The following is a 26,764-nucleotide window of genomic DNA, read 5'->3' as shown; positions in this document are numbered from 1 at the left end:
GCGTTTCTGTTGAATACCGTCCCCCTTTTTCCTCATCCCCATTTATCAGCAAAGGGGCGTAGGCCATTTTTCTGTCGTCTCAACCACCATTTGACCGCGGTTTTAATACAACGTGAGGATTACTCAGTTCTAATAACACCATCAATTTTGGGCATTCAGGGCACTTTTTAATAAAACAAATGGAGCCGTCACCTCTATACTCTATGGGAGAGTTGAAAGGAGAATGAAAAGGAGAGTGTAATGGCATTGCGTGTCGACATTGTTTCAGATGTTGTTTGTCCTTGGTGTGTCATCGGCTACCTAAGGCTAGAGCGCGTGCTTGACCGTCTCGCATTAAGTGACCATCTGGAAATTCATTGGCATCCGTTTGAGCTAAACCCAGCAATGCCATCAGAAGGCATGGACTTATACCAATATACCTTTGAAAAATACGCGATCACGAGTGATGCGAGTGAAAGTGCTCGTCAGTCGATTTATCAATTGGGTCTAGAGCTCAACTTTACCTTCAACTTTTCTCAGGACATGAAAATCTATAACACTCGCAAGGCCCACCAACTGTTAATGTGGTCGGCACAGTTTGGCCTGCAATACAGCCTTAAAATGGCACTATTTAACGCGTACTTTACTCAGCAGCTTGATATTAACTGCGCAGAGACGTTATGTAACATTGCTCGGTCAGTTGGGCTCAATGCCGATGTTGCCCAGCAGGTGATCAATGACGATAGCTGGAAACAAGCCGTTGCCGTCACAGAGCAACAATGGTTTGAGGCCGGTATCAACGCCGTTCCGACCTTCATCATCAATCAAAAACAAATTTTGGTGGGCGCGCAAACCGAAGCAACTTTAACCGACGTTATTAAAAATGCACAGTTATAAGTTGTAGATAGGTTAGAAAAATAAAGACGGCTGATAAAAATGCGAATAAACGGACATTAACGTTCAGTTAAAACACTTATCTATTGCTTCGTATTCATACTGTTAGTCAATAATGATTGCTCTCATTTCCTAGTCATCATAAGCTCATTCAAAATCAATAATAATAGGTAAAGTCATGACCCGCTCATCCACATATCACATCGGCACTCCCGGCCAGCCATGGGGCGACAAAGAACACACAGAATGGCGAGATCAAACCAGCATAAAACGCGAATACAGCCAAGATGTGCTCCCTAAGATTCAGGCCCTAGCTAAGCAGTTTGATGTCGAACAGTACGGCGCATTGTCGTATGACCCAGAACGATACCCACTCTTTTGCATCAAAACTCGCCAATGGGATGAGAACAAACCCACCGTGCTGATCACGGGAGGCGTTCATGGTTACGAAACCAGTGGTGTTCATGGGGCGTTGAAATTTGTTGAAACTCAAGCCGATTTTTACAGCCAGTATTTCAATATTGTTGTCGCTCCCTGTGTCAGCCCTTGGGGTTATGAAACGATAAATCGCTGGAATCCCAATGCGGTCGATCCTAACCGTTCTTTTTATGAAAACTCACCCTCTGAAGAGTCCGCTAACCTCATGGCAATGGTGAAAGGGTTAAACCGTGAACTTTACATCCATGTCGATCTTCACGAAACCACCGACAGCGATGAGACCGAATTTCGCCCAGCCCTCGCCGCTCGTGATGGTCAGCCATATATCGAAGGTTCTATTCCTGATGGATTCTATACCGTTGGTGATACAGAAAACCCAGCGGAAGAATTTCAGCGTGCGGTGATTCAGTCGGTTAAGCAGGTGACTCATATCGCTCCGCCAGATGAAAACAATCAGATTATTGGATCAGATGTTGTTCAACACGGCGTAATTAACTACCCATTGAAAGCACTGTCTCTTTGCGGTGGACTGAGTCATTGTCAATTTGGCACAACCACAGAAGTGTACCCTGACAGTGAAAAAGTGACCGACGAGGAGTGTAATCACGCACAAGTCGCGGCGATCATTGGTGCGCTTGACTACGGAATTGCTCAACTTTAATGCTTTTCGATTTACGCTTCTGTTTATCTTCGGGTCAGCATTGAGCCGACTCGACGATAGGCTTTTCGACACCAAGACTATAATGATCGTAATCAGCACCATCTCCTGTGAGCGTTGACGCCGTACCTTTAATATTTCCCCATCCTAGTTCACTTGCAGACAGGAATTTAAGGCCACCAACATTCGCTTGATGGCCTCCGACGTTAAGATGACCCCGCTCGTAATTAACGCCAACGTAAGTCTGTACATCCCGTGCTTGAGAAGCCATGGGGAAGCAGGCAATTATTGCTATAGCGATCACATTTATGTGTTTCTTGCTTTCTCTCCAATCGTGAATTAAATCTCGTTGAATGCTGGGTAGTCAATATAACCATGCGCATTTCCACCAAATAGAGTCGTATTATCGAGATCTGCGAGTTCATGGCCATGCTCCAAACGCGACACCAAATCAGGGTTCGATACGAATGGACGTCCGAAGGCAACGAGGTCAGCGTAGCCTTTGTTTAGCACTTCTTCAGCGCGTTCTTGGTTGTAACTGCCCGCGACAATGATTGTGTTCGTAAAGATCTCTCGCAGTTCGATTCGAAAGCGTTCAGGTATCATTGGTGCATCATCCCAATCGGCTTCTGATAAGTGCATGTAAGCAATATCACGAGTTTGCAGTTCTTTTGATGCTTCAAGGATTGTTGGAACAATATCAGGGCAATTCATGTCTTTAAATGTGATGAAAGGGGCAAGGCGAACCCCCACTTTATCTGCCCCAATGGCTTCGATCACGGCATCAACCACTTGAAGAAGAAAATGGATACGGTTACTTCGGGTGCCACCATAACTATCCATGCGCTGGTTTGAGTTGGTACGAAGGAATTGATCGATAAGATAGCCATTGCCGCCATGGATCTCTACGCCATCAAAACCTGCGTCGATAGCTCGTTTGGCTGAGTAAGCAAAGTCTTGAACAACTCGGTCGATATCAACCTGAGTCATCTCGCGGGGTTGCACGCAATCGACCATGCGGCCGTTTCCTTGCTCATCAGCAATCCAAACCTTCGTTTCAACAGGCGCTAGAGCAGAAGGCGCGACCGGTCGTTGTCCCTTCTGAAAGATTGGGTGAGAAACTCGGCCTACGTGCCATAACTGGCAGAATATTGCTGCACCTTGATCTTTTGCTGCTTTCGTTACGGCTTGCCAACCTTTCACCTGTTCATTGGTATAAACACCGGGCGTGAATGAGTACCCTTGTGAGTCATCAGAAATCTGAGTCGCCTCTGAGATAATAAGACCCGCGCTAGCGCGTTGTTGATAATAAGTCGCCATCATTTCATTGGGTATATTGCCCGGTTGACTTGTGCGAGCGCGAGTCATGGGGGCCATGACAACGCGATTTTTTAACCCTAGATCTTTTAAGTTTGTTCTCTGGAATAGTTTACTCATAACATTGCTCTTATTCTGCTCGGTTAATGTTCATTATTCGTTTACGGGTTGGCGTACTAGTCGTCATTATGTCCGTTTGATTTTCGTGAATCATACTGAGTTACCCTGTACAACCTCTCGTCCATGAGCACCATTATATTCCCTCGCCAAATTTTAATAATTAGCTAAAATATAAATACATTATTCATCTAGACTGAACAATAGGAGGAAGAGTGGATAAATTTTCTGATATGGCCATGTTCGTGAGCATTGTGAAACACCAAGGATTAGCCGCTGCGGGGCGTGAACTAGGCCTTTCTCCGGCAACGGTCACAGCAAGGCTACAGGCTCTAGAGGAAAGGTATGGTGTGAAACTACTAAATCGAAGCACAAGACATGTATCACTGACCGATTCTGGCTCACTGTATTACAAAGCCTGCCTTGAAATATTAGAGGATGTCGGTGAGGTAGAGAACCTTATTCAGAATGATGTGAAAGCGGTAAAAGGCACGTTAAGAATCGGAGCGCCAAAGGACATTGGTAAACAATATATTCTTCGTATAGTGAATGAGTTCTCTGAACAGTACCCAGATGTTGTGCCGTATCTTTATTTGAGCGATCAAGTATCCAATATTGCAGAGTCTGGGATGGATATTGCGATTCGATATGGAGAGCTTGCTGATAGCAGCTTGATCTCTCGACAACTGGCACCAAGTCAACGAGTGCTGTGTGCATCACAGGAATACCTAGCCAAACATGGAGAACCATTAACACCACAGGATTTGGTTCACCATAATTGCCTAGTCATGCTGAGCAGTGATGAAGAGTTAAAGACATGGCGCTTCAGGGAGAAAGACAAGAACACATCTATCACGGTAACCCCTAAGCGATTTTCAGATGATGGTGAAGTGATTAGAAGTTGGGCACTAGAGGGGGCAGGAATAGCACTGAAATCGATCCTAGATGTGCAAGCCGATATTAATAACCGACGCCTGATCACCGTACTTGACGGTTATATGAAGAATTTCAATACATCAACGTCAGTATCTAGCGCAAACTTGAATGTTCTCTATACCAGCAAGAAATACCAGCCCAAACGGATTCGATTGTTTTTAGACTTTCTGTTCAAGCGGTTCAATGAGTTAGTTAAAAATTGAGAAGCAAGCGTTTTCACCGAACACTTTCACCCCGTCGCAACCATCACCAAATGCTGATTATTCCTTTAACCTGGTCTCGAACGCTACGTTAGCCGTTTGATCTTGTTTACGAATATAGGCATTACCATGAGAGTTGGTGTAATGCTAAGTCATTAAAAAACTCGATATGCCACATTTACATTGCTCGGTCTATACCTTGGCCAAGCACTTACAAACCTAATTTAATCCATCGGTGCTGCTAACAGCATATTAAAAAAGAGCTGTCTGGAGCCTGGAGTATTGTCTCGGTGTGTTGTGTACTCTACGTGCGCATCCATATTAGAGATTGTTGATAGCTTGATGCTCCATAACGCATTAAGCTGGTTGGGCACGATTGAATATCTCACGTCGATGATGCGCATCTCGTCGGCTGGATCTTGCGCTAAATACCCATTGGAAAACCAACGGAAACGTTCAATATCCTTCGCTTGTTGCGAATTCGGGTCAAGCCATGGAAAGTCTCTACTGACGTTGAGCTTAGCAACGGATTCACCGGGGTATTTTCTTACTGATGCGCCCACTCTCACGGCATCTACATAGTAATATTCCTCGGTTTCGTAAACCACTTTCCACACCAAAAGATTAGCGAAACTTGGTTTTGCTTCTAACCGAATCGGTGCATGCTGCCGCTCTTTCGCTAATTCCCACCCAGCAGCTTCAGCTCTGTCCCTTTGCACCATTCCTAACGTCAGATAAATCATAACCCAAAGAAACGCAACCCGTGCAAGCCAAGGTGTTCGCTTAACCGTTGCAAAAATAAGTAGTATCAATATGGGTAGCGTGAATACAGGATCGATAATAGAAATGGTGTTCCAGGCATAACGCTCATTGGTTAAAGGCCAAAACAACTGGGTACCATACGTTGTGCAGGAATCCAACAACGCATGAGTGCCATAGCCCAGAGCGCAATATAACCAACTTTGCTTAAACGAAAGCCCACGCTGCTTTCCAAACAGATGATGTAAAACCAGAGCGCAAATCACACTACCAATATGGATAAATAAGAGTGAATGAGTAAATTGTCGATGGAACTCCAAAAACAGCAACGGATCACTTTGTGACCGAATGAGCACATCCAAATCTGGTGCCATTCCAGCGAGTAGCCCAAACACTCCGGCTATAACCAAGTGCTGTTTTTTGCTCGCTGATTGTGACAAAGAAGCACCCAGCACACCCTGCGTTAGAGGATCCATAATTAACTCATTGATAGTTCATGACTTAATAGTAGACCATAGGTCAATCTTCACCACAACACGAAGGGCAGTTCTTGCGTTTTGCCACCAGCCAGTAAAATTTGATTGACGACCTGTTCACCTTCTTTCCTGAAAAAATGGCCTAGCTAAAAACTAGACAACTCTTTCTAATCAGGCAAAAAACAATACGCTATCATTATTAATAAAAAATAGATCAAGAAAGTGCTTTACCTCAACTTAACTTAAGGTTTTATGCTGTTTCTATTGACTCAAAAGAAACCTTAAAGAGAGACGTATGATTAAACTAGAACATGTAAACTTAGTCGTTAAAGATATCCCTAAAATGCTGAAGTTCTATCAAGCGGTATTTCCTCATTGGACGGTGCGCGATGAAGGGCAGGGTGAGTGGTACGGTAAACCTCGCAATTGGCTTCACTTTGGTGATGAGTACCAGTACATAGCAATGAGCGATCATGGTGAAGGAGAAAATCGAAACTTATCAGGGCACCAAATTGGCCTTGCACACTTTGCTTATGAGACCAATAACATCGAAGCGGTAATAGAGCGTTTGACTCAAGCGGGTTTCCCAATCGCAAAAGATGGGGCTATTGAACCTTACCGAAAAAATGTCTATTTCGTTGACCCTGCTGGCTTTGAAATTGAGTTTGTCGAGTACTTAAGTGATGACCCTAAAAAACGAAATCTTTCACAATAAAAGAAGATGATGGGGTGATCAGATTATTACTCGATGACAGCTAACGCCTATCTAAACAGAAGTGGTTTTAAGAGTGAGATCTAGAATTTAGATTCCATTAAGTTTCATCTACTTTCCGGTGTGTCTGCAAGTAAAAAGTCGCCCATAATAGAGCGACTTTCTGCTGGCTTAGCTCGCTGCTCGTGAGAGCCCTAGGTATAAGCCTACGATGATCGCGACAATACTAGCTGATCCCATTAGTAGCACTGCAAATACAGTAAGGTCCATCTTAATACCCTGTTTTTAAAGATAATATTACACCAGCGAGCATTATATCGATAAACAAGTAGGGAGAAATGATTTTCAGGCCTGGGTTATTCTATTGTTACAATTTTTAATCTCACTCAGGTATGAAGAGCACATCAAGTTTAAATAGCCGTAATACTTGCTTGAATATTTATCAAATTCGTATTACAGAGTTGTTGACTGGAAGACATGAACCGATATGTACCTATAACAAGGTAGAACCTAAACCAAAAACTTAAGAGTTTTTGCAACAATACCATGATTTAAAAGCCTGTAGGGTATATACATAATGAGTGTATTGTCCCAAATGAAGAGAATTCATGACGCTCAAAGAGATCCTTAAAATAGATAATGTCCGCTACTTCTTAATATTTCGAAGTAGCTACTTTGCGCGTTTTTATTACCCTATATTCACCCTACTCTATTTAGATTACGGCTTAACCCTATCTCAATTTGCCATACTTAACGTGGTTTGGGCAGGCACCATTGTTCTTGCTGAAGTCCCGTCAGGGGCATTTGCCGACACTTTAGGGCGCAAGAAGCTCGTGGTGTTATCGTCAATTGTCATGTTTATTGAAATAGCCATGATCGCCGTGGTGCCTACTGGTAAACCAAACTTGGTATTCATCGTATTTATGATCAATCGAATATTAAGTGGATTAGCGATGGCGTTGGCCAGCGGTGCGGATGAGGCGTTAGCCTATGACACCTTAAAAGAGCAAGGCAAAGAAGAATTGTGGCCGCGAGTTTTACAAATCCAACTTCGTGTCGCTTCAAGTGTGGGTATCTTTGTCACGCTAATCGGGGCCGCTATGTACGATGTAGAGTTTATGGCTAGTGTTTTTCATCTTCTCGGATTAGCGGAACCAGAAAGCACCCAAGACCTAATGCGCGTTCCCGTTTATGCCACGCTATTCGTCGCCATGATCGCCATTTATTCAGCAATGAACATGCGGGAAGAGAAAAAAACACTGCCAACCGATCAAACCAAATTGGCAACAACCAGAGCCAGTCTGAAATTAACGGCCATTACGGCTAAGTGGGTGTTTGCTACGCCCTATGTGCTCTTCATATTGCTCTACTACAGCTTATTTGAACATACCTCGAGAATGTTCCTGACCATGAATAGCCAATACTATCTCGCCATTAATATTCCGATTATCTATTTCGGGCTTATCGGTGCTGGGATCAGTCTACTTAAAATCATACTTGCTGGACAAAGCCGCAAGTTAGCGGAAAGCATGCCGCCAAAATCCTTCATTGTGTTCATGGGGTTAGCGACCATGGCAACCTATTATTGGATCAGTTTGGGCTGGTCGATCTACGGGGTAATTCCGGCACTGGTGTTGATTTTTATCATCATGACAATGAACATTTTTATTAGTTATCATCTCAATAAAAAGACCGAATCACACAACAGAGCCACTGTTCTCAGCTTCAAGGGGTTGATGTTTAACCTCGGATACGGCTCTATCGGTATTTTATATGCTTACTACTATAAATTGGTATCTCAGAACTACACCACACAAGAAATTGAACAGAACCTCGATTTCTTGGCTTCACTGTCTTCGTTTTTTTATTACTTCACCTTATTGTTCATTTCAATCAGTGCGCTGTTCTATTTCAAGAACAGAAAGACGGCTATTTTTTGAGACTCCTGATTGTGTCGAATAACAACTGAAGCAAAGTAGAATCTTATCGCCCTATTTTTTGTTAACATCATCAATTAATTTACTTAACACACGGAAGCATTATGTCATTTGGTTGGATCGCTTTTACTCTGCTTGCTGCTTTCAGCCAATCTTGGCGCAACGCATTTCAAAGCAAACTAAGTGGCACAATGAGTGTGGCCGGTGTGACGCTGGCTCGTTTTATTTGGGCAGGCCCGATCGCGCTTATTTACCTCTGTGCACTCTATCAATGGCAACCTGTATCCGCACCTAACGTCTCGGGCGAGTTTGTTTTCTACATTATTGCAGCTGCCATTATGCAGATCATCGCGACCGGCTTAATGGTCATGCTCTTTAAGCTAGAAAATTATGCGATAGGAGCGGGGCTTGCCAAGTGTGAAGCCCCCGTTTCTGCTGTGCTTTCTGTGCTTTTTTTTGGTACCGCTTTAACGATCACAGGCTGGGTAGGGGTTCTTATTGGTACGTTAGGCGTGCTCATAATGAGTAGCTCTTCTGGCTGGCGAAGCTTATCTCCTAAGGTCTTTTTCTTAGGTATGACTTGCAGCACCGCATTTGCTTTAACATCGCTTTGGGTACGTGAAGCAAGCTTGAGTATAGGACTGCCCTTCCCTCACAGTGCAGCTTGGGTGCTATTTCTGGTTATTACACTTCAGACAGTGATTATCTGTACGTTTCTTTTCTTTAGAGAGCGAGACACGTTAAGGCAGATGTTCAAGAAATCAAAGTTGGTGGTAATGACGAGCCTAGCGAGTGTTATTGGCTCTCTTGGGTGGTTTAGTGCGATGTCACTTCAAGCGGTGCCTTACGTTAAGACGCTAGGGCAAGTCGAGGTGGTCTTTATGATTCTGATATCGTACTTCTGGTTAGGGCAACGCATTGCTCGCAAAGATCTTGCAGCACTCATCTTGATTTCTGTCGCTGCGGTCCTAGTGATGTGGCAGTAAGCTGAATGCACCACCAGCTCAGTACATCTCGCACTCCTCTGTAAACTGCTATATTAAAGAGCGAGCAATCGATTTTTGTACTGTTCAGGGGTTTGGCCCGAGTATTTCTTAAACATCGATATATAAGGGCTGGCTTGGTTGTACCCTAATGTTAGCGCGACTTCTTTAACGGAATGTCCTTTTCTCAACAGGTCCATTGAATACAAATACCTCACCCTTAGGCGCCATTCTGTAAAACTCATCCCAAGCTCAGATTGGCAATGGCGAGCCAATGTTCGCTCTGTGGTATGCACTCTTTCCGCCCATTGCCCCAACGAAGTAGTATCGGTTGGGTTGTGTTCAACAGAATCTAAAATAGTCGATAAGTACTTATTCGTTGAGGTAGGTAAAAAATGCCGTTCCGTTTCTTCAGTAGCCAGTTGATCGAGTAGAACTTGAATCAATCGCTTATCTTGCTCTGACTCTGCAACGTTAACACTACGTTGACGAAAATCATCGATGATCGAGGAAACGATGGGCGTTACTTTGATCAAGCTGGTGGATTTTGGAAAGCCATCGGTCAGCTCATGGGCGACATTTAACGAACAATATTCCAATGGTTTTCGATTATAGCTGCAGTGCTCGGCCCCAGCAGGCACCCAAATAGCAAGATGAGGCGGAGCCAGAAAACGAGTGCCTTCCGCTTCCATTTCTAAAATACCGCCACTGATCAATTGTACCTGACCCCATGGGTGGCTATGAACACGTGTTTCTGTGTTAGACAGAAACGCTTCAAAATTCATAAACACATCAGATGGTGCCCGAACAATAGATAAGGATTGATGAAGTATTCGAGCTGTTTTTTTCAATCTTGTCTTCCTATAACGCCAGTTGTCTTTTTGAAGATACATACAATCATACAGACCTGACACACTGGTTTCCACTGGTTATAATGCGATGGAGCTCACATGGTGTACTTACTTCCACTTTTAACTGTGTTGATCTGGGGTGGTAACTCGATTATCAACAAGATGGCTGCAACCGCCATTGAACCGAGCGCCATGAGCTTTTATCGCTGGTTCTTCGCCATGCTTTTAATGACACCTTTTTGCTTGCCAGCAGTGGTCCGTCAATGGAATACCATCAAGCCCTATCTCCCAAAACTCGCATTGTTATCACTACTCGGAATGGTGCTCAATCAATCGCTCGGCTACTACGCAGGACTCACGACTACGGCGTCGAATATGTCGTTGATTATCTCGTTGGTCCCACTTATTTCTGTCTTTATCAGTGTTCCATTACTTGGTAAATCCATCTCAATGATCAGTATTGTCGGCGGAATTATCTCGCTAACGGGGCTCACTTTTATGTTGGGCCATGGTGATATCGGGTTTTTCTTGCATCAGGATATTACCCAAGGTGATGGGTTGATGATCATTGCCGCCGTCATTTACGCCACTTATTGTGTTCTGCTTAAGCGTTGGAAAATGCCTTTTCGCAGCACAACACTGATATATTGTCAGGGGATCTTTGCCGTGATGATGTTAACGCCACTTTGGCTAACCAGCGAACAATTGCTGCCTACACAGGAATCTTTACCGTTGATCGCTTATGCCGCAATCGCAGCGTCTATTTTGGCCCCATGGATGTGGATAAAATCCATTGACATCATTGGTGCAGATTCAAGTGCCATGTTCATGAATTTGATGCCGGTCATTTCAGTGGGCCTAGCCACCTGGCTTCTTAATGAAAACATTCACAGCTACCACTTAGTCGGAGGGCTAATGGTGATTTCAGGAGTCATCCTTTCGCAGGTTAAGAGGCGTAACAAATCTATTGCAGTGAGTGGCCCGGCCGTGCCCTAAAGCAATAACCCTTTAAACACGAATACCCGATTAACTTGAACGAGTCGCGATAACCTTAATGCCTAACGCGACCATTGCACCACCTAAAACACGGTCGATCCAATGCCCATACTGTTTAAAGCGGCGGTTAATAGCAGGTCTTGAGAGAATACCAACTAGCAAGGAAAACCAGGCAAATTGAATCATCATGATCCACGCGCCATAAATAGCGATTTGGTAGGCAGGCATATCCGGAGAGAGTACGACAGTAAATAGAGAAACAAAGTAGATCGGCGCTTTCGGATTTAAGGCATTACACAGAAAACCAACACCAATACTTTTCCTTGCTGAATAGGTAGCAGGAGGAGTGGCATCCACTTCCATCGAATTCGTTGCTTTTGCTTTAAGCCCGTTAATACCCAGATAAATTAGATAACCTCCGCCCAGTATTTTTATGGCCCAAAGCGCATTAGATGAATTCGCAATTACCGTTGCTAGGCCAAAAGCAGAATACGTAATATGAATAGACAGACCTAATGCTATGCCAATGCTGCACATCAACCCTGCTTTTTTGCCATTTGATAATGTTTGTTGTGAAACGAGGACAAAGTCTGGCCCAGGTGATGCTGCTGCTAGCAAGTGAATCGATGAAATTAAAATTAAGCCTTGTATAAGATCCATTTAAATACCTCAATTAAAAATACGATAATAAAAAACACGATAGCGGCGAACGCTCGGTTCCACTTGAATCCTTATTTCATGATTCCTTAGCCTCAAACGGCCACAATAACAAATCCAAGTCCAGTTCCAATCCAAAAAAAACGCCATGTGTTGAGTGTCTGGCAACGTGTTTTTTAGTGCCATTTTTTCGGCGAGAACAAATTTAGAACGTGTAGTCAAAAACAACGATATCTTCTAACAACGGCCTAAACACTTGCTTCAACGCTTCATGCTCGGCATGTGGAAGGTAGTTTTGACGCCCCTCTTCATCAGCAAACGTCATCATCACTGAATGAGTATACCCCTTATTCTTGTCTTCGGGACTATCGTTAATACCCCATTCTACGGATACGACACCCTCTACTTTTTCAGGCATCGATTCAAACAAACCCTTAAGTTTTTCGATTTCTGAACATGGTGATGAATCTTTAAATTTAATCAGCAAGATGTGTCTAATCATCCATTTCCTCCTAGCGTATAACGCCCGGTTTAAAGCTTGTTAGCGCCGATTTTCAATGGCATTCATTAAGTTATCGGGATAATTCGTACCTAAGCTGACTGTCGTGCCGTTTTTAAGCTTAAGCTCAACAGCGGACAAACCTGATACGTTATATAACCAGCCTGTTGAGGTTAAACGAATACCAATGCCACTGTACCACTTGGTTTTAATTTTCTTCACTGCTAGAACATCTGAAAGTTCTAATGATTTTGTCCAGAACTTAGGACCAAAAAACCAAAGAATTTGGGTCCCTTCTATCTGTATTGTCAACGATGAAAAAAGAAGTGTTACTATGCCAATGATGACAAAAACAAACCCGATCGATTCGTCCGGTTTTGTATACGAAGCAAAGGCCAATAAAGCGAGTACCAGCCCCATAATAATGAGCATCGCAATGCCTACTTGGGTGTTTTTATACTGTATATCAAACTCTTTCTCTGCAACCAATAATTAAATGGAACTGTCCTTTGTGGGTATCCTAGCCAAGCCAGACTCATCAGTTAACTGATGATTTCACAATGGGTTTGTGGAACACAAGAACACGCAAATGCAATATTATCCAGGCCTTTACTCAGCTTTAATACGGGGACATCGGCGTGTTCGACTTTACCCGACTCGACAGATACTTTACACGCACCACATAGACCCACGCGACATTTACTGGCTATCTTTAAGCCTGCATCTTCTGCTTGCTCAAGTAACGTTTGCTGGTTGTTGCCAACAAAACTCTTTCCATTGACCGTCAATGTTAACGACTTAAATTCAGGTACTTTCGCTTGAAACAACTCATCGTCTAGATCGAATTCATCATCGAGATCGAGTTCATCTGCAACCTTTTCTCGCTTCGCTGGCGCTCTATCCGCATAGTCTTGGCGCTCCTGGTACTCTAATACTTCAACACGGTCGCTAGCGGTGATCACACCCTCATTTCTTGCGACCAAATTTTGGCCAAAGAAGACTCCGCCTTGTTCATCGGCCCTAAAGGTCATGAGCGTTTTAAGCGGCTCTTTAGAAGTTCTGAATGTGCCTTTTTTAGTGTCTACCGTAGTTAAAATACAACGTTCACAAGGCTTAACAATATCAAAGACTACTTCACCAATGCGTATCGTTTTCCAACAATCTTCAGCAAAAGGCTCCGTACCGCTAATAACTAGATTGGTACGAAATTGAGTCATTGAATGCACTTCAGAACTGCGCCTATTTAACTCATCTAAAGACGCTTGACTGATCAATAACACCGGATACCCATCCGCAAAGCTCACGTTGTGCCCTATTTTTTTACGCACACGATTAGACTGCTCACCGCAATACAATAGCTCGACATGTTGCCCAATAATGTCACTAAACCAATCGTTCGCTTTATCGGTGGTGGTGTACGCGGTGAAATTGTCTTTCCAAACCGTTGCCGGTGTTTCTTGCTTTTTAAACTCCGCATAACTGATTTTTAGTGGCTCTTTGCCCTCTGCGGTAAAGACAAATCCGTGCGGCAATAAGCTGGCTTTGACTTTCACCATTTGAGGGTGTTTTCTTGCCGTAACCATACTTCCATCAGCCATAGCAAGCATAAAACGACGGTCAAAACTGAGCCCTTGTAACTCGACCCAAGCACTGGATAGGGTGACTCCCCCAACGGATTTGACGGGATAAACGTTAATTTGAGAAAGATGAGCAAGTGACATGGACTACCTTTAGTTGTTTTGATTACCCCGAACTCAGGGTATTTATGATGACGTAACGGCGATGAAAAGTATAACGACATAGTCGCCTACCAAACAACGACTATCATCTCTGAATAGACTCAAATAACGAATAACATTGAGAAAAAACGTGAAATACATCCACTTTTCCACTATCATCCTGTCGCCTAGACGGAAGCGTTTGCGTTCGTTGTTCCGTTTGGGCTCCAATCACTCAACAACTCATTGGTGGGAGCTTTTCAATGACAACAATTACTATCACTCGTCCTGACGACTGGCACGTTCATCTTCGCGATGGCGACGTTCTTGCCGACACGGTTCGCGATATCAGCCGCTACAACGGCCGTGCTCTAATTATGCCGAATACTGTCCCACCGGTGACCAATACTGAACTGGCTATTGCTTATCGCGACCGCATTCAAGCTCAAAATCACAGTGAGCGATTTGAACCACTGATGGCGCTTTACCTAACAGACAACACAACCCCTGATGAAATTCGTAAAGCGAAAGCTTCTGGCGCGGTCGTTGCTGCTAAGCTTTATCCTGCCGGAGCAACCACCAACTCAGATTCAGGTGTGACATCGGCTAAAAATATCTACCCTGTTTTCGAAGCAATGCAAGAAGTCGGGATGTTGCTACTGATCCACGGCGAAGTGACCACTCACGATGTGGATATTTTTGACCGTGAAAAAGAGTTCCTAGACACGGTACTAGCGCCTATTGTCAACGATTTTCCTAACCTTAAAATCGTTCTAGAGCACATCACAACCGCTGACGCTGCAGACTTTGTAAACAATGCCAACGACAACGTTGCCGCAACAATTACCGCGCACCACCTCCTTTATAACCGTAATCACATGCTAGTGGGTGGTATCAAGCCACACTTTTACTGCTTACCTATTTTAAAGCGTGGCACTCATCAACAAGCGCTGATTGAAGCAGCCACAAGCGGTAGCAAAAAATTCTTCATCGGTACCGACTCAGCGCCACACACTAAAGAAAACAAAGAAGCAGCCTGCGGTTGTGCCGGATCTTATACTGCCCATGCTGCGGTTGAGCTTTACACTGAAGTGTTTGAATTAGAAGGTAAGATTGAAAACCTTGAAGCATTCACTAGCCATAATGGTCCAGATTTCTATGGGCAACCACGCAACAGTGATACGATCACTTTAGTGAAAGAAACATGGTCAGTCGCCGAAACGATGCCATTTGGTCAAAATACCGTGGTGCCAATTAGAGCGGGCGAAAACATTGAGTGGAAGGTAAAAGAGACGGTTTAAACCATCCGCTATTCTATTGTTAGCCCAACACCGTCCTACACAGGGCGGTGTTTCTATTTATAAATTAATAGCTCAATAATTAACAGCTCAGCAGTTTATAGCCCACCTGTTTACATCTCAGCCTTTAGTATGCCCCTTTTAATCTGCCTTTTTACCCCAGAATATCAATGCAATACCCCCAAGTATCATCACGCTGGTGACCATCACAGTGATCGACAACAACTCCCCAAGCAATATTGCACCTGCGACTAACGCAATGATAGGCACCGATAACTGGGCGACAGAAGCCTGTAAGACGGACAAGTTGGTTAGGGCCAAATACCAAATCACATAACCGATACCCGATGCAAAAACCCCAGACAGCAGTGCCCACAGAGCACCTTGTAGCGATATTTGTTCAATATTTAACATCCAAGGGGTAAGTATTAAAGTGAGAAAAGCCGCGCCTAAAAAGCTCTGTGTCATGCTCACTCTTGGAGAAGCACCGACTTTGCGTTTTCCTAATAACGTGAGTACAGCCCAACTGATGCCCGCCAAAACCATCATCAGTGCAGACTTCATATCTGGTGCCGATGCCGATGGCAGCATGAGAAAGACAAAACCAAGAATAGCGATCAATAAACCGCTCGATTCATAACGATTAAGCGAGTTTCCTTGATACAGATGAAAGGCGATCATCGTTAGCTGTACGGCACCAAAAAGAAGTAATGCGCCGGTTCCAGCGGCTAGCTCAACATAAGCATAAGAAAAACCAATCGCGTAAATAAACAGGGCCAAACCGCCAGAAAGTATTGCCTCTACACTCTCTTTTCCCGATGAAAATAGCGTGTCCTCTTGGCCAGAATGGGGCTTAATGCCCAGTTCCCTGTTCTCGATATTTCTGCTCTCAGGTTTTCGGTTCACCACGTGTATAAACAGTAGCGTGAACATGCCAGACAAGATGCGCAACACGGTAAAGGAGCCTGGATCGATCGCAAATTGCGCCAGTGCGAAACGGCAGAGCAATGAGTTCGCTGCAAATGCAACCATAGCGATGAATGTAATGAGGCCCGTTGACAATGAAAACTCCTATCTTTGTTCTTTCAAACGCATTAGACGACAACCTATGATGACCTGTTTTTCGCGAAAAAGCTTTCAAACCGAACAGATCTCAAACACAGCCAGAGCTTTCAAATAAAAAAAGCCCGTCGAAACGGGCTCTTATAATACGAGACAACGGGCTATTCATACCCAATTAGTGAATAGGTGCATCACTTTTTGCGTAGAACTGGCCAAAATGAGCTTCTAGAATTTCAGGGGTTAACTTACCTTCCGCCTCTAGCTTCTTTAACTCGGCAACCACATTTTTTTGTTCTTCCAGAGAAGGCAGTTTTGCCTCTGGTTCATCCGATGCTAGCTGAGACATTTGCTCTAGCTCTTTTTCAAAATCGCTCATTATTTCCACCTACCAAAGTTTTAAACTACAAAATTTTTCATCTAACAATCTTTCATCTAACAAAGTTCGACCTACGACAATACATACACGCAAAAGCCCTTCAGGAAACCTCTGCCCGGCAACATTTATACGCGTCGAACGGTACAAGATTCACTGATCACGAGTTTACCCATTCCTACGCTCTTATTCTAGCGTTGTGCGATAACTCATGACGGGTCGCCACCTAAATCCCATTTTTAATCGAACAAAATATAACCGTTAATTTTAAGAAAACGTCAAAATTGCTGCCCTGAGCCATTTTTCGTTGAATCAACTCTTGGAACCGACTCTATTGCCCCCATAATGTAATTATCTAATAATTAACATGTTCTATGTGGGTATTTTTCTGCAAGCGGTGATCACATAGTCAAGTTGATGGAACTAATTCCATTTTTGACTCACTAATTGAGAAATTAGGAGAACTCTATCAATGACCATACTAGCCATACAACAACTTCAGACCTACCTTGAAAGCCAAGTTATTGGGCAACCTAACCTAGTAAAACAGTTGTTAGTAGCGCTTCTAGCTGACGGGCATATTTTGGTTGAAGGTCCACCTGGCCTCGCTAAAACCCGTGCCGTGAAATCCCTTGCCGATTGCATAGAGGGTGACTTTCACCGAATACAATTCACTCCAGACTTACTGCCCGCAGACCTCACGGGTACCGATATATTTAGGCAGGAAACCGGCGAGTTTCAGTTTCAACCCGGCCCTATTTTTAATTCATTATTATTAGCCGATGAAATTAACCGAGCACCTGCAAAAGTTCAGGCGGCAATGCTTGAAGCAATGGCAGAAAAACAGATTACGGCGGGTAAGAATACGTACAAGCTGCCAGAGCTATTTTTAGTGATGGCAACACAAAACCCGATTGAACAAGAAGGCACATACCCTCTTCCTGAAGCCCAGCTTGATCGTTTCTTACTTCATCTTGATGTTGAATACCCAGATGCGGTAAGTGAGCTTGAAATATTAAGACTGAATCGTGGAGAAGCCAAGGGTGAGCAGGCCATCGCACCGCCAACCTTGAGCCAGAAAGATATTTTTTCAGCTCGGCAGGACGTACTGAATATTCATATGGCCGACAGCATTGAGCAGTACATCATTCGTCTTGTGATCGCGACACGTCATCCCGGTGATTATGACCAAACGCTGTCTCAGTGGATAGAGTTAGGAGTCAGCCCTAGAGCCACAATTGCACTTGATAGATGTGCTCGAGCACACGCCTGGCTTTCTGGTCGAGACTTTGTATCGCCAGAAGATGTACAAGCAATGGCATTCCCTGTGTTACGCCACCGCTTGCTACTTTCGTACCAAGCTCAAGCGGAAGGCATCCACCCGAATAAAGTCATTAATCATCTTTTGTCTCTTGTGGGTAGTGCATAAGCAATGGAAACGAATCACCGCGCCCTGCCAGATCAATTTAATGGCGCCACGCTGTCTCTAGAGGAGCTTATTTATTATAAGCAACACAGCATTCATTGGTTGTCACCGGCCAAGAGTCTGTGGGCTCAAATCGCGGGGCAACATCAAAGCCGAAAGCTCGGCAGAGGAATGGATTTTGCTGAAGTTCGCCAATATCAGGCAGGCGATGATATTCGCAGTATCGATTGGCGTGTCACCGCTCGAACCGGAAAAGCACACACCAAGTTATTTACCGAAGAATGTGAAAAACCCGTCGTACTCTACATTGACCTAAGCCCAAGTATGTTCTTTGGTTCAACGTTGCAATTTAAGTCAGTGCAAATGGGCCACATGGCGAGTTTACTCAGTTGGCTGTGTGTCGCCAATGGGGATCGTATCGGAGCAGTCATTGATACAGGTTACACTTTGATTGATGTTAAACCGACAGCTCGTGACCGCGGCCCATTAATACTGTTACAGAAATTGATTCAGGCTCATGAGCAAGGGCTGGACAATCAAACAGAACCGCTGGGTGATCGACTTTCGTCAATGGCTGATGGGCTCCACGCTCTTCATCGCTTGTGTCCCAAAGGCAGTGAAATCATTTTGCTGAGTGATTTTGTGCGTTTTGATGAGCCATGTGGATCACTATTAAAACGTTTACGACAGCACAACTTACTGCGAATGGTGCACTTTTCAGATCCACTCGAATACGGTGAAACGTCTTTTCGTGGTGTAGAAAAAGTATCGGACAAGCGCCGTTCACAATGGATCGATTTCTCGTCTCGGAAAAGTCGTGACAGTATCAAAAGCAAGTACAATCAACATCTAGAGGGCTTAAAGCAAGCCAGCGAATCACTCGGCATTTCGCTTACCTCTATCTCAACTAACCAACCACTACTCAATCAACTATCTGGACATCTCTAAATGAAGGATTCATCTAGCTCGGCCCTATTGCCACTGAACGACTTACAACTTCCGCCGGTCCCTTCATGGTTTCCCCTAGCTTGGGGTTGGTGGGGTTCAGCGCTCGCTATCATCGCAGTAATTGCTTTGATTTTGGGGCTTATTAAGTGGAATAAAAAGCGCTTAGCGCCCAAGCAAACGGCCTTAAAACTGCTAAAACAGGGTCAAAACCAGCAAAACCCTTCAGATGCCATCGAGCTCGTCCGCCAAGCCGCCCTTTGTTACTTTCCTCGCGAACAAATTGCTCACCTTACGGGTCAAGAGTGGTACGCATTCTTAGATTCTCATTTATCATCACCCACTTTTGTACCCAATGCCAACCATTGGCAACAAGCGTTGTACAAAAAAGAATCGATAGAAGAGCCTCAGCTATTAATTGAGCACTGCTACCAATGGGTCAATGAAGCGCTGCCGCCAAAACGAGGACGCAAGCGTGGCTAGTCTCGAGTTTGTGTGGTGGTGGGCCTTTTTATTATTGCCTTTACCATTGATCATTAATCGTCTTCTCCCCCCCGTAAAAACGGCGGTACCAGTACAATTGCCCTTTTTGCCGAGTTCAAAAGGCCAAGCCGCCCCAAAGCAAACGTTACTGCGCGCACTTGCTGTGGTTGTCTGGATCTTCTTGTTAACTGCACTCGCTCGTCCCGTTTGGTACGGCGAGCCCGTCACTCATCAGCCCGAACATCGTGATTTGATGCTCGTCGTCGATCTTTCAGGTTCAATGGCCCAAGAGGACATGAGACAAGGTGACCAATTTATTGACCGGTTAACGGCGGTAAAAAACGTTCTCACTGACTTTATAAATAAACGAACCGGTGACCGAATGGGTTTGGTTGTTTTTGCCGATCACGCTTACTTACAAACGCCTTTGACCTTAGACAGGCAAACGGTCTCTCAGCAACTCAATCAGACCGTGCTTGGATTGATTGGCTCGAGTACCGCAATAGGCGATGGTATTGCCGTCGCGACCAAAACATTTATCGATAGTGACGCCCCACAACGGGTAATGATTTTGCTCAGTGATGGAAGCAACACCGCGGGTGTACTGGACCCAATGGAAGCCGCTGAGATAGCAAAACAGTATGGCACCACAATTTATACCGTGGGTGTTGGCGCTGGTGAAATGGTAGTTAAAGAGTTCTTTATGACTCGCAAGGTCGATACCGCCCGTGATCTTGATGAAGAATCACTAAAAAGCATTGCTCAACTCACCGGCGGCCAATATTTTCGATCTCGTGATACTCAAGATCTAGCATCAATCTATGACACGATCAATGAACTGGAGCCAGTCAGCGAAGCGGTGCAAACCTGGCGGCCTCAAACAGAATGGTTCGGACTGCCACTGTCCATTTCGCTGCTTTTATGTTGTGTCGTCATCGTATTAAGGAGGGGTTTTGTCTAACTTCACATTCCTTTATCCATTCTGGTTATTAGCCTTAATTCCTGCCGCCATCTTGGTCGGCTGGTTATACAAATACAGCACGACAGGCTCACTGATTGCCCCTCACCTTGCAAAGGCAATCGGGCTTGACGCCAAACCGCGTAAACGCAACCTCATATACCTCATTGCTCTAGGTTTGTTGAGTGCCATTATCGCGCTTGCAGGCCCTAGTTTCTATTCCGCTGAGCGGCCAGTATTTGGTAATGGCGGGGGAAGAGTCGTGGTCATGGATATGTCATTGTCGATGTACGCCAGCGACATTAAACCGAATAGATTAACCCAATCTCGCTACAAAGTGACCGACTTACTCAATAGCTGGTCGGAAGGCACAACGGGGCTAGTAGCCTATGCAGGTGATGCGTATACGGTGAGCCCAATGACGACCGACAATCAGACATTATTGAACCTGCTGCCCAATCTTTCACCTGACATCATGCCATTTTCAGGGGCCAACGCGGCCGCAGGGGTACAACTTGCCATTGAGATGATGCAAAACTCGGGGCTGAATCAAGGTGATATCATATTAGTCGTGGATGATATTGATGACGATGAGAAAAACGCGATCACTCAACTGTTAAGCCACACCCCGTGGCGATTGAGTATTTTGGCCGTTGCCACTCCAGCCGGTTCGCCGATTCGATTAAGCGACGGATCCTTAGTCAAGACAGGCAACGGTAACACGGCTATCGCGCAATCCAACTTTACGAACATGAAAGCACTCGCTCGAAATGTTGATGGTGTCTTTACTGGCATACAAGCCGATAGTAGCGATATCGATATTATTAGTGCCTACAGTGCTCGCGTAGAAGCCAGTGCCTCACTGGGAAAACAACAGCTTGAAGAACGCGTGAACAGTGGTTACTGGCTCATTTTACTGTTAGTGATTCCAGTCAGTTTACTGTTCAGACGTGGCGTTGTTTTTACGCTAGTGGCCATCATTTTTTCGCTCACCCAACCTAATCTAGCCTACGCTAACCCTTGGCTAACCGACGACCAAGAAGCGTTCAAATTGTATCAAAATCAACACTATCAGCAGGCAGCTGACGCGTTTTCAAACAAAGAATGGCGTGGCGTGGCAAAATATCGTGCTGGCGATTTCGAAGGAGCGATCAAAGAATTTGAGCAACTTGAAAGTGATAACGCTCGTTACAACCTAGCCAATGCGCATGCTCAACATGGTGACTATCAAAAGGCCATCGACGGCTATAATCAGCTGATCCAGGATGGAAAACTTGTTGACCAAGCCAAAGAGAACTTACGAATTGTAGAACAAGCTCAGCAGCAGCAGAAAAATAGTGGCGAAGAAGGTGAAAACCAACCAGATAGCAGCGACGACAATACCCCCTCAGACGAGCAGCAATCATCAAGCGATTCTTCTCAATCCGAACAAGACCCGTCGTCAGGCAATGACCAGAAAAATGAACCGCAAAGTAATCCGCAAGGCAAGCAGCAAGACAAGCAAAAGGGTGAGAGTGCCAACAATCAAGACGATCAAGCCGACACGGACGAACAAGCTAACTCAGACAAACAAGACAAAACCGCCGATTCGGATGCGCAGTCTAATGACGAAGCCAGTAATAAATCCAGTGATGAAGCGAGTAATGAAGCAAGTGATCATCAAGATACACTGAATCATGATCTTAAATCAGAGGCACAAGATTCCAAGCCAACCGATAACGGCACAGCCACGGCAAGGCAAGATAACCAACAAGCGGTCGACCCGAATATTCGCAAATTAGAGCAAGTGGAAAGTGCTCGCGACCCTAGCCGACTGCTGCAAGCGCAAATGGTATTGCAGGCCAAGCAAAAACAACCTCCTAAAGACTCAGGTAAGAAGTGGTGAAGATGAAATCTACCCTATCTCGTTTCTCGTCAAAAATCGTGTCAACATGCGCGTTAGTTACGCTGCTATTGATTAGCCCTCACAGCCTTGCCGCTAATGTAATGGCAAGCGTGAGCAGCAATAGCGTAACAAAAAATGAAGTGTTTCAGCTCAAAATCGTTGCCGATGAAAGAGTGTCACAAGATGACATTGATTTAAGTGTTTTGGAAAAAGACTTTTTCATGGGGAGGCCCAGCTTTGGCACTTCAATCAACATCATCAATGGGAATAAAAACACCCGCAGTGAATGGAATGTCTCTTTAGCTGCGCAAAAACTCGGAACCCTGACGATTCCTAGTTTTACGATTGCAAGCGCAAAGACTCAACCTATAAATATCCAAGTAAAAATGGATAAGAACCAGCCAGAGGCAAGTGATTTTATTGAATTACAGTCGTCCCTTTCGAGAGAGACCCTCTACCCTAAAGAAAGTGCACTGTTGAATTTTCGACTGATAATTAAAGCGGACCCAAGGCGCTTACAAAATGCGCATATTATTCAGCCAACAGTGGATGGTATGAGCATTGAACTTGCAGGTGAACCCAACCAATATCAAAGCGTACTCGATGGCGTTGAGGTCACCATCGTTGACCAGCAATATCGCATTGAAGCGTCCAATTCAGGAGAATACAACGTCGTCGGACCCGCTTTCACAGGAACAGTGATTCACGGTAATGATCGTACCGGCACGACTCAGATGATCAATGCGGACACGCCCGCAGAACGCTTTGCCCTGTCGGTGCTGCCGATCCCTGATAATTATTCTGGTGAATGGCTACCCACGAACGAGTTAGTACTAGAGCAGCAATGGCTTGACGAGGACGGTCAGTTGATTGACACCCCAAGTACGTGGAATGCCTCGAATGCCCAGAATAGCGTAAGCACCTTGAAAACCAAAGTTGGCAATGCACTGACCCGTATTGTCACTTTGAAAATAGAGGGGCTCAACCCGAATCAGTTCCCCAATTTGTCCGTTGATTACCCAACCTCATTTCGCGTTTATGATGAAAAACCTCAATTCTCGCAAGATGAATCTGGCAATACAGTAATGACGCTTAAACAGGTGTTGATACCTCAAACAGTGGCTGATGAACAACTTTCTGACATCAGTATCCATTGGTGGAATAGCAGACAACATCAACAGCAGACAGCGCAGGTTCCAGGTTTAAAAATTTCGGTCACTGAAGCGAACAATACCAATACCAGTGAAGTCATCACACCCGCAGCGGAATTACCTAAGACCGTCAGTATCGTCTATGATCGAGGGATATGGCCCTACTTAACCGTTTTGTTTGCGGTATTTTGGTTGGTTTCGTTGGGCGTTATTATCCGAATGAAGAAACAAGCGAATCAAGCCGAACATAGAAACGACAATGTGGCCGTCAGCGACAGTTCAAACTTAGAGGCATTGAAACAGGCGATAGGCACACGTGATGCTATAAAAAGCCAGTTTTACCTGTCCCGCTGGCTACAAGAGCAAGGGTCGCTAACCGAAGATGAGTCAGAATCTATCGAACACTACTCGTCCAAACTTGGGTCAGCGTATGCTCAAATCAACCATCAAGAGATCTCAAAGGAAGAGTACAAAACGCTCTTTTCCTTGATGAAAAAAATCGAAAAGAGACAAGCAAAGGCTGTAGATATCCTTACTAAGCTCTAACCTAAACGCGGCTATTTGTTGAAATACAGTTAATTGAAATGCAGTTAACTGGAATACAGCTTGGCGAATACGATTTAGCGACATGCCGTTTAGTAACATACCGTTTAGCGGCATGTAGCGGCATTAAGTCTAGAAAATGACGAGAGGGGACTGAAATCAGAGTTTAAGTTACCTCTCTTTACTTTGCAGACAACAAAACGGCTCAGAAGGCCGTTTTATTGTCAGAAGTGCATTAACGTCATTCGTTCAAACTAGAGCTGACACATCGACTTTAACGCTTGTTTATACGGGCGTGTCATTTACATTGTGTATCATTTCACCTTTTCATGATGATCCATAATACTCATTACGCAATTTCGCCCTTCCTCTTTTGCTCGGTATAACGCTTTATCCGATTCACCGTACAACAAATCAAAGTTAAATTTATCGGTGTCCAGTTCCATAACAGTGTAACCAATGGAAACCGTTAATACATCCTGAGTTGGGCTGGGCTTATGAGGGATAGATTCCATTTCAATATCTTCACGAATGAGTTCCGCCAGTACTCGTACTGATTCGATGCTTTTATTGGCCACTAACAACACAAATTCTTCGCCACCGATTCGGCAGAAAACTTCATCGTCATGCTGGGTATATCGTTTCAAAATGTTCCCCACACGCATTAACGCAATGTCGCCCTCTAGATGACCATAATGATTATTAAACAGCCCAAAATGGTCGATATCTAACAAAATTAAACCATATTTTGTTTTGACTTGTTTTTGCGCCAAACATTTGCTTTCCATTAGGTGCTCTAACATCCGACGATTGCCGAGCCGTGTTAGAGGGTCCATTTTAGACAATAACTCGAGCTTCTCATTCGCTTCTTCCAGCTGCTTCGTTCTACTTTTCACCTGCTGCTCAAGACTCGCATTCAGCTCGTGAATCGCCTGCTGAGCACGGGTTCTTAATAGGACCTCTGTCAGGTTGGAGGCAAACATGCGTACCACCTCACGCAACTGAGAAGTAAGCGGAGTTCGCTTCAAAAGGTTATCCGCTGCGATAAATGCGATGGGCTCGCCGCTGTTACTCGTTAGCATGGTCATTGCTGTCCAGCCAAACCCCACAATATTAAAATCGTGGTAAATGGGCACCGACTCTTCAAACACCACTTCATTTGGGCTCTGACGTGCCAAATTGACAATCGTACGATCATGAGTTGATGAACGATAATAGGATTCATCAACCACATTACCCTGTATATCGGTTCCCCACGTCCCTTGCATGTAGCTGCACTCTGAATCAGTAAGGAAGACCGCAAGCCGATCAATGCCCAGTCGATTGATTGCGAACATAACCGCAGATTTACACACTTCACTGGTTTTCATGCATCGTGACAATTCAACCATACTGGCATGCAACATGCGGACATTCTGCTCTTGGCGCTTACGGATGTATATCTGCGAGAGGTGAGAACCAAAGGCTTCCAGTGCCTGTTTCTGATAGGAGGTAATTGGCATCCGGTTGATGAAATTGTCCACCGCTATCCAACCAATGGTTTCGGTTCCATCACGCAAGACCAGCATACCATTCCACCCTTGGCCTACCACCTTACCAGCGGTATACAAGGGCGCTTCTTCAATTAATACAACGGTACGATCTTCGTCAAACAGAACTTCAATATACTCATCTTCAAGCTGGTGCAGATCGTATTGAGTATGATGTTCACTGACGGTTTTCCCTTTTTCATTAGTCCCATAAGTCCCGCTAAAGCAGCGCTTTTTCATATCGAGGAGCATAAAAACAGCACGATCAAAGCCAAGATCCTGCCTGACAGACTCAACCGCAAATTTGTAGAGGTCATCTAACGTTTCTGGTGCCGACATATTCATCGCCACTTTTTGAACCAGTTTCATGTTATCGATAAACGCTTCACGCTGTTTAAGTTCATCAATATATTTAGCTTCTTTAATGTCTCTTTGCTTAAATTCTTGAGAAGCATCCCGTTCAGCTCGAATGCACTGCCAGCGCGAGGCAATAATAATTAAACAGTCAAACTGGCTCTTCTGGTCCAACTCGGTAAATACGCTTCCATCTACCCCTTCTAGAATAAGATATGTTCTCGCAGAAGGATGGTTGTCTAACATGAAGATGTAAGAATCGCCCCCCATGAGTGAAATAGGGTCCCAATTGCAGGTATTAATAGCTAGAGGTAACAAGCTATCAGACGTGTCAAACTGCGCTGCCCAACCCCAAAAGCTGCTCGGGTAATGAGAAAAATCGAGACCTTGAGATTGAGAATAAAGAGGCTTTGGTCGATCACCGGGCTTTGGCTCATTGACGATACTCATCGCTTTAGGTTGTATGAGTTCATCTAAATAGCTAAATAGGGTATGAGCCAGATACCGATTACTTCTCGCTGATGATATCTGCTTTAAGAGCGCTCTTTGAAACATAATCTAAGCCTTATTTTTATTTTATGCTTCTATAGTCGCGGTCTCCCCTTATGCAATCAATCCATCACCGCCTTC

25 protein-coding genes are annotated in these 26,764 nt (G+C 44.6%); 14 read left to right on the top strand and 11 right to left on the bottom strand.

Features of this window, described 5'->3' with window-relative positions; genetic code table 11:
• The first annotated feature begins 240 nt into the window (after positions 1 to 240).
• The gene (locus A1QO_RS02815; protein ID WP_017033491.1) at positions 241 to 876 is read left to right on the top strand and encodes a DsbA family oxidoreductase; all 636 of its coding nucleotides are present in this window, start codon (positions 241 to 243) and stop codon (positions 874 to 876) included.
• A gap of 175 nt (positions 877 to 1,051) precedes the next feature.
• Positions 1,052 to 1,972: a M14 family metallopeptidase gene (locus tag A1QO_RS02810; RefSeq protein ID WP_017033490.1), complete on the top strand. Its 921-nt coding sequence runs from the start codon at positions 1,052 to 1,054 to the stop codon at positions 1,970 to 1,972.
• Positions 1,973 to 2,006: 34 nt separating this feature from the next.
• On the opposite strand, the gene A1QO_RS02805 is transcribed toward A1QO_RS02810, so the two are convergent.
• Both A1QO_RS02805 and A1QO_RS02800 read right to left on the bottom strand, forming a co-directional pair.
• The gene (locus A1QO_RS02805; RefSeq protein ID WP_241790383.1) at positions 2,007 to 2,240 is read right to left on the bottom strand and encodes a hypothetical protein; all 234 of its coding nucleotides are present in this window, start codon (positions 2,238 to 2,240) and stop codon (positions 2,007 to 2,009) included.
• Between the two features lie 68 nt (positions 2,241 to 2,308).
• A complete protein-coding gene (locus A1QO_RS02800; protein ID WP_017037444.1) occupies positions 2,309 to 3,406 on the bottom strand; it encodes an alkene reductase in 1,098 nt (365 codons plus the stop codon).
• 212 nt (positions 3,407 to 3,618) lie between these two features.
• Here A1QO_RS02800 and A1QO_RS02795 point away from each other — a divergent pair, with 212 nt between their 5' ends.
• Entirely contained in the window at positions 3,619 to 4,542 is a 924-nt protein-coding gene (locus tag A1QO_RS02795; RefSeq protein WP_017039790.1) for a LysR family transcriptional regulator, read from the top strand.
• A gap of 221 nt (positions 4,543 to 4,763) precedes the next feature.
• Here the strand turns inward: A1QO_RS02795 and A1QO_RS02790 are convergent, their stop codons facing one another.
• Complete coding sequence (locus tag A1QO_RS02790) at positions 4,764 to 5,774, bottom strand: metal-dependent hydrolase (protein ID WP_017039789.1); 1,011 nt, start codon at positions 5,772 to 5,774, stop codon at positions 4,764 to 4,766.
• 295 nt (positions 5,775 to 6,069) lie between these two features.
• Between A1QO_RS02790 and A1QO_RS02785 the strand changes: the two genes are divergently transcribed.
• The 3 genes from A1QO_RS02785 (at position 6,070) to A1QO_RS02775 (ending at position 9,409) form a co-directional block, all read left to right on the top strand.
• On the top strand, positions 6,070 to 6,489 hold the full coding sequence (locus A1QO_RS02785; RefSeq protein WP_017039788.1) for a VOC family protein: 420 nt from the start codon (positions 6,070 to 6,072) through the stop codon (positions 6,487 to 6,489).
• Between the two features lie 605 nt (positions 6,490 to 7,094).
• Positions 7,095 to 8,426, top strand: a complete 1,332-nt coding sequence (locus A1QO_RS02780; protein ID WP_017041341.1) for an MFS transporter — start codon at positions 7,095 to 7,097, stop codon at positions 8,424 to 8,426.
• A 101-nt stretch (positions 8,427 to 8,527) separates the two neighbouring features.
• Complete coding sequence (locus A1QO_RS02775; RefSeq protein WP_017037449.1) at positions 8,528 to 9,409, top strand: DMT family transporter; 882 nt, start codon at positions 8,528 to 8,530, stop codon at positions 9,407 to 9,409.
• 53 nt (positions 9,410 to 9,462) lie between these two features.
• Here A1QO_RS02775 and A1QO_RS02770 read toward each other — a convergent pair whose 3' ends face one another.
• A complete protein-coding gene (locus A1QO_RS02770) occupies positions 9,463 to 10,257 on the bottom strand; it encodes an AraC family transcriptional regulator (RefSeq protein WP_017033483.1) in 795 nt (264 codons plus the stop codon).
• Positions 10,258 to 10,356: 99 nt separating this feature from the next.
• Here A1QO_RS02770 and A1QO_RS02765 point away from each other — a divergent pair, with 99 nt between their 5' ends.
• Positions 10,357 to 11,253, top strand: a complete 897-nt coding sequence (locus tag A1QO_RS02765) for a DMT family transporter (RefSeq protein ID WP_017039411.1) — start codon at positions 10,357 to 10,359, stop codon at positions 11,251 to 11,253.
• Positions 11,254 to 11,283: 30 nt separating this feature from the next.
• On the opposite strand, the gene A1QO_RS02760 is transcribed toward A1QO_RS02765, so the two are convergent.
• From A1QO_RS02760 to A1QO_RS02745, 4 genes are all read right to left on the bottom strand, one after another.
• Positions 11,284 to 11,913, bottom strand: coding sequence for a LysE family translocator (locus A1QO_RS02760; protein ID WP_017033481.1), 630 nt, complete (start codon positions 11,911 to 11,913; stop codon positions 11,284 to 11,286).
• A gap of 202 nt (positions 11,914 to 12,115) precedes the next feature.
• A complete protein-coding gene (locus A1QO_RS02755; RefSeq protein WP_017033480.1) occupies positions 12,116 to 12,412 on the bottom strand; it encodes a Dabb family protein in 297 nt (98 codons plus the stop codon).
• 39 nt (positions 12,413 to 12,451) lie between these two features.
• Positions 12,452 to 12,841 (bottom strand): hypothetical protein, encoded by a 390-nt coding sequence (locus tag A1QO_RS02750; RefSeq protein ID WP_241790381.1) that lies wholly within the window; start codon positions 12,839 to 12,841, stop codon positions 12,452 to 12,454.
• A gap of 110 nt (positions 12,842 to 12,951) precedes the next feature.
• A complete protein-coding gene (locus tag A1QO_RS02745; protein WP_017039409.1) occupies positions 12,952 to 14,130 on the bottom strand; it encodes a YcbX family protein in 1,179 nt (392 codons plus the stop codon).
• 260 nt (positions 14,131 to 14,390) lie between these two features.
• On the opposite strand from A1QO_RS02745, the gene pyrC reads away from it, so the two are divergent.
• On the top strand, positions 14,391 to 15,428 hold the full coding sequence (pyrC, locus tag A1QO_RS02740; protein WP_017039408.1) for a dihydroorotase: 1,038 nt from the start codon (positions 14,391 to 14,393) through the stop codon (positions 15,426 to 15,428).
• Positions 15,429 to 15,566: 138 nt separating this feature from the next.
• Here pyrC and A1QO_RS02735 read toward each other — a convergent pair whose 3' ends face one another.
• Positions 15,567 to 16,487, bottom strand: coding sequence for a DMT family transporter (locus A1QO_RS02735; protein WP_017039407.1), 921 nt, complete (start codon positions 16,485 to 16,487; stop codon positions 15,567 to 15,569).
• Between the two features lie 175 nt (positions 16,488 to 16,662).
• Positions 16,663 to 16,863 (bottom strand): hypothetical protein, encoded by a 201-nt coding sequence (locus A1QO_RS02730; protein ID WP_017033475.1) that lies wholly within the window; start codon positions 16,861 to 16,863, stop codon positions 16,663 to 16,665.
• A gap of 469 nt (positions 16,864 to 17,332) precedes the next feature.
• Here A1QO_RS02730 and A1QO_RS02725 point away from each other — a divergent pair, with 469 nt between their 5' ends.
• The 6 genes from A1QO_RS02725 to A1QO_RS02700 are packed head-to-tail and all read left to right on the top strand — an operon-like array spanning position 17,333 to position 24,254.
• A complete protein-coding gene (locus A1QO_RS02725; RefSeq protein WP_017037823.1) occupies positions 17,333 to 18,289 on the top strand; it encodes an AAA family ATPase in 957 nt (318 codons plus the stop codon).
• Positions 18,290 to 18,292: 3 nt separating this feature from the next.
• Positions 18,293 to 19,234, top strand: coding sequence for a DUF58 domain-containing protein (locus tag A1QO_RS02720; RefSeq protein WP_017041340.1), 942 nt, complete (start codon positions 18,293 to 18,295; stop codon positions 19,232 to 19,234).
• Positions 19,235 to 19,714 (top strand): DUF4381 domain-containing protein, encoded by a 480-nt coding sequence (locus tag A1QO_RS02715; protein ID WP_017033472.1) that lies wholly within the window; start codon positions 19,235 to 19,237, stop codon positions 19,712 to 19,714.
• On the top strand, positions 19,707 to 20,675 hold the full coding sequence (locus A1QO_RS02710) for a vWA domain-containing protein (RefSeq protein WP_017033471.1): 969 nt from the start codon (positions 19,707 to 19,709) through the stop codon (positions 20,673 to 20,675). The genes A1QO_RS02715 and A1QO_RS02710 overlap by 8 nt, the downstream gene beginning before the upstream one ends.
• Positions 20,668 to 22,557, top strand: a complete 1,890-nt coding sequence (locus A1QO_RS02705) for a VWA domain-containing protein (RefSeq protein ID WP_017041339.1) — start codon at positions 20,668 to 20,670, stop codon at positions 22,555 to 22,557. Before A1QO_RS02710 ends, A1QO_RS02705 begins: the two co-directional genes overlap by 8 nt.
• Positions 22,558 to 22,559: 2 nt before the next feature.
• On the top strand, positions 22,560 to 24,254 hold the full coding sequence (locus A1QO_RS02700; RefSeq protein WP_017039403.1) for a BatD family protein: 1,695 nt from the start codon (positions 22,560 to 22,562) through the stop codon (positions 24,252 to 24,254).
• A gap of 311 nt (positions 24,255 to 24,565) precedes the next feature.
• Here A1QO_RS02700 and A1QO_RS02695 read toward each other — a convergent pair whose 3' ends face one another.
• The gene (locus A1QO_RS02695) at positions 24,566 to 26,689 is read right to left on the bottom strand and encodes a sensor domain-containing diguanylate cyclase (protein ID WP_017033468.1); all 2,124 of its coding nucleotides are present in this window, start codon (positions 26,687 to 26,689) and stop codon (positions 24,566 to 24,568) included.
• Positions 26,690 to 26,764: the final 75 nt, after the last annotated feature.

Source organism: Vibrio genomosp. F10 str. ZF-129 (genome assembly GCF_000287055.2).
Taxonomy (GTDB): domain Bacteria; phylum Pseudomonadota; class Gammaproteobacteria; order Enterobacterales; family Vibrionaceae; genus Vibrio.
The sequence above is the reverse complement of the archived record's forward strand: the minus strand, read 5'-3'. Positions and strand labels throughout refer to the sequence as shown.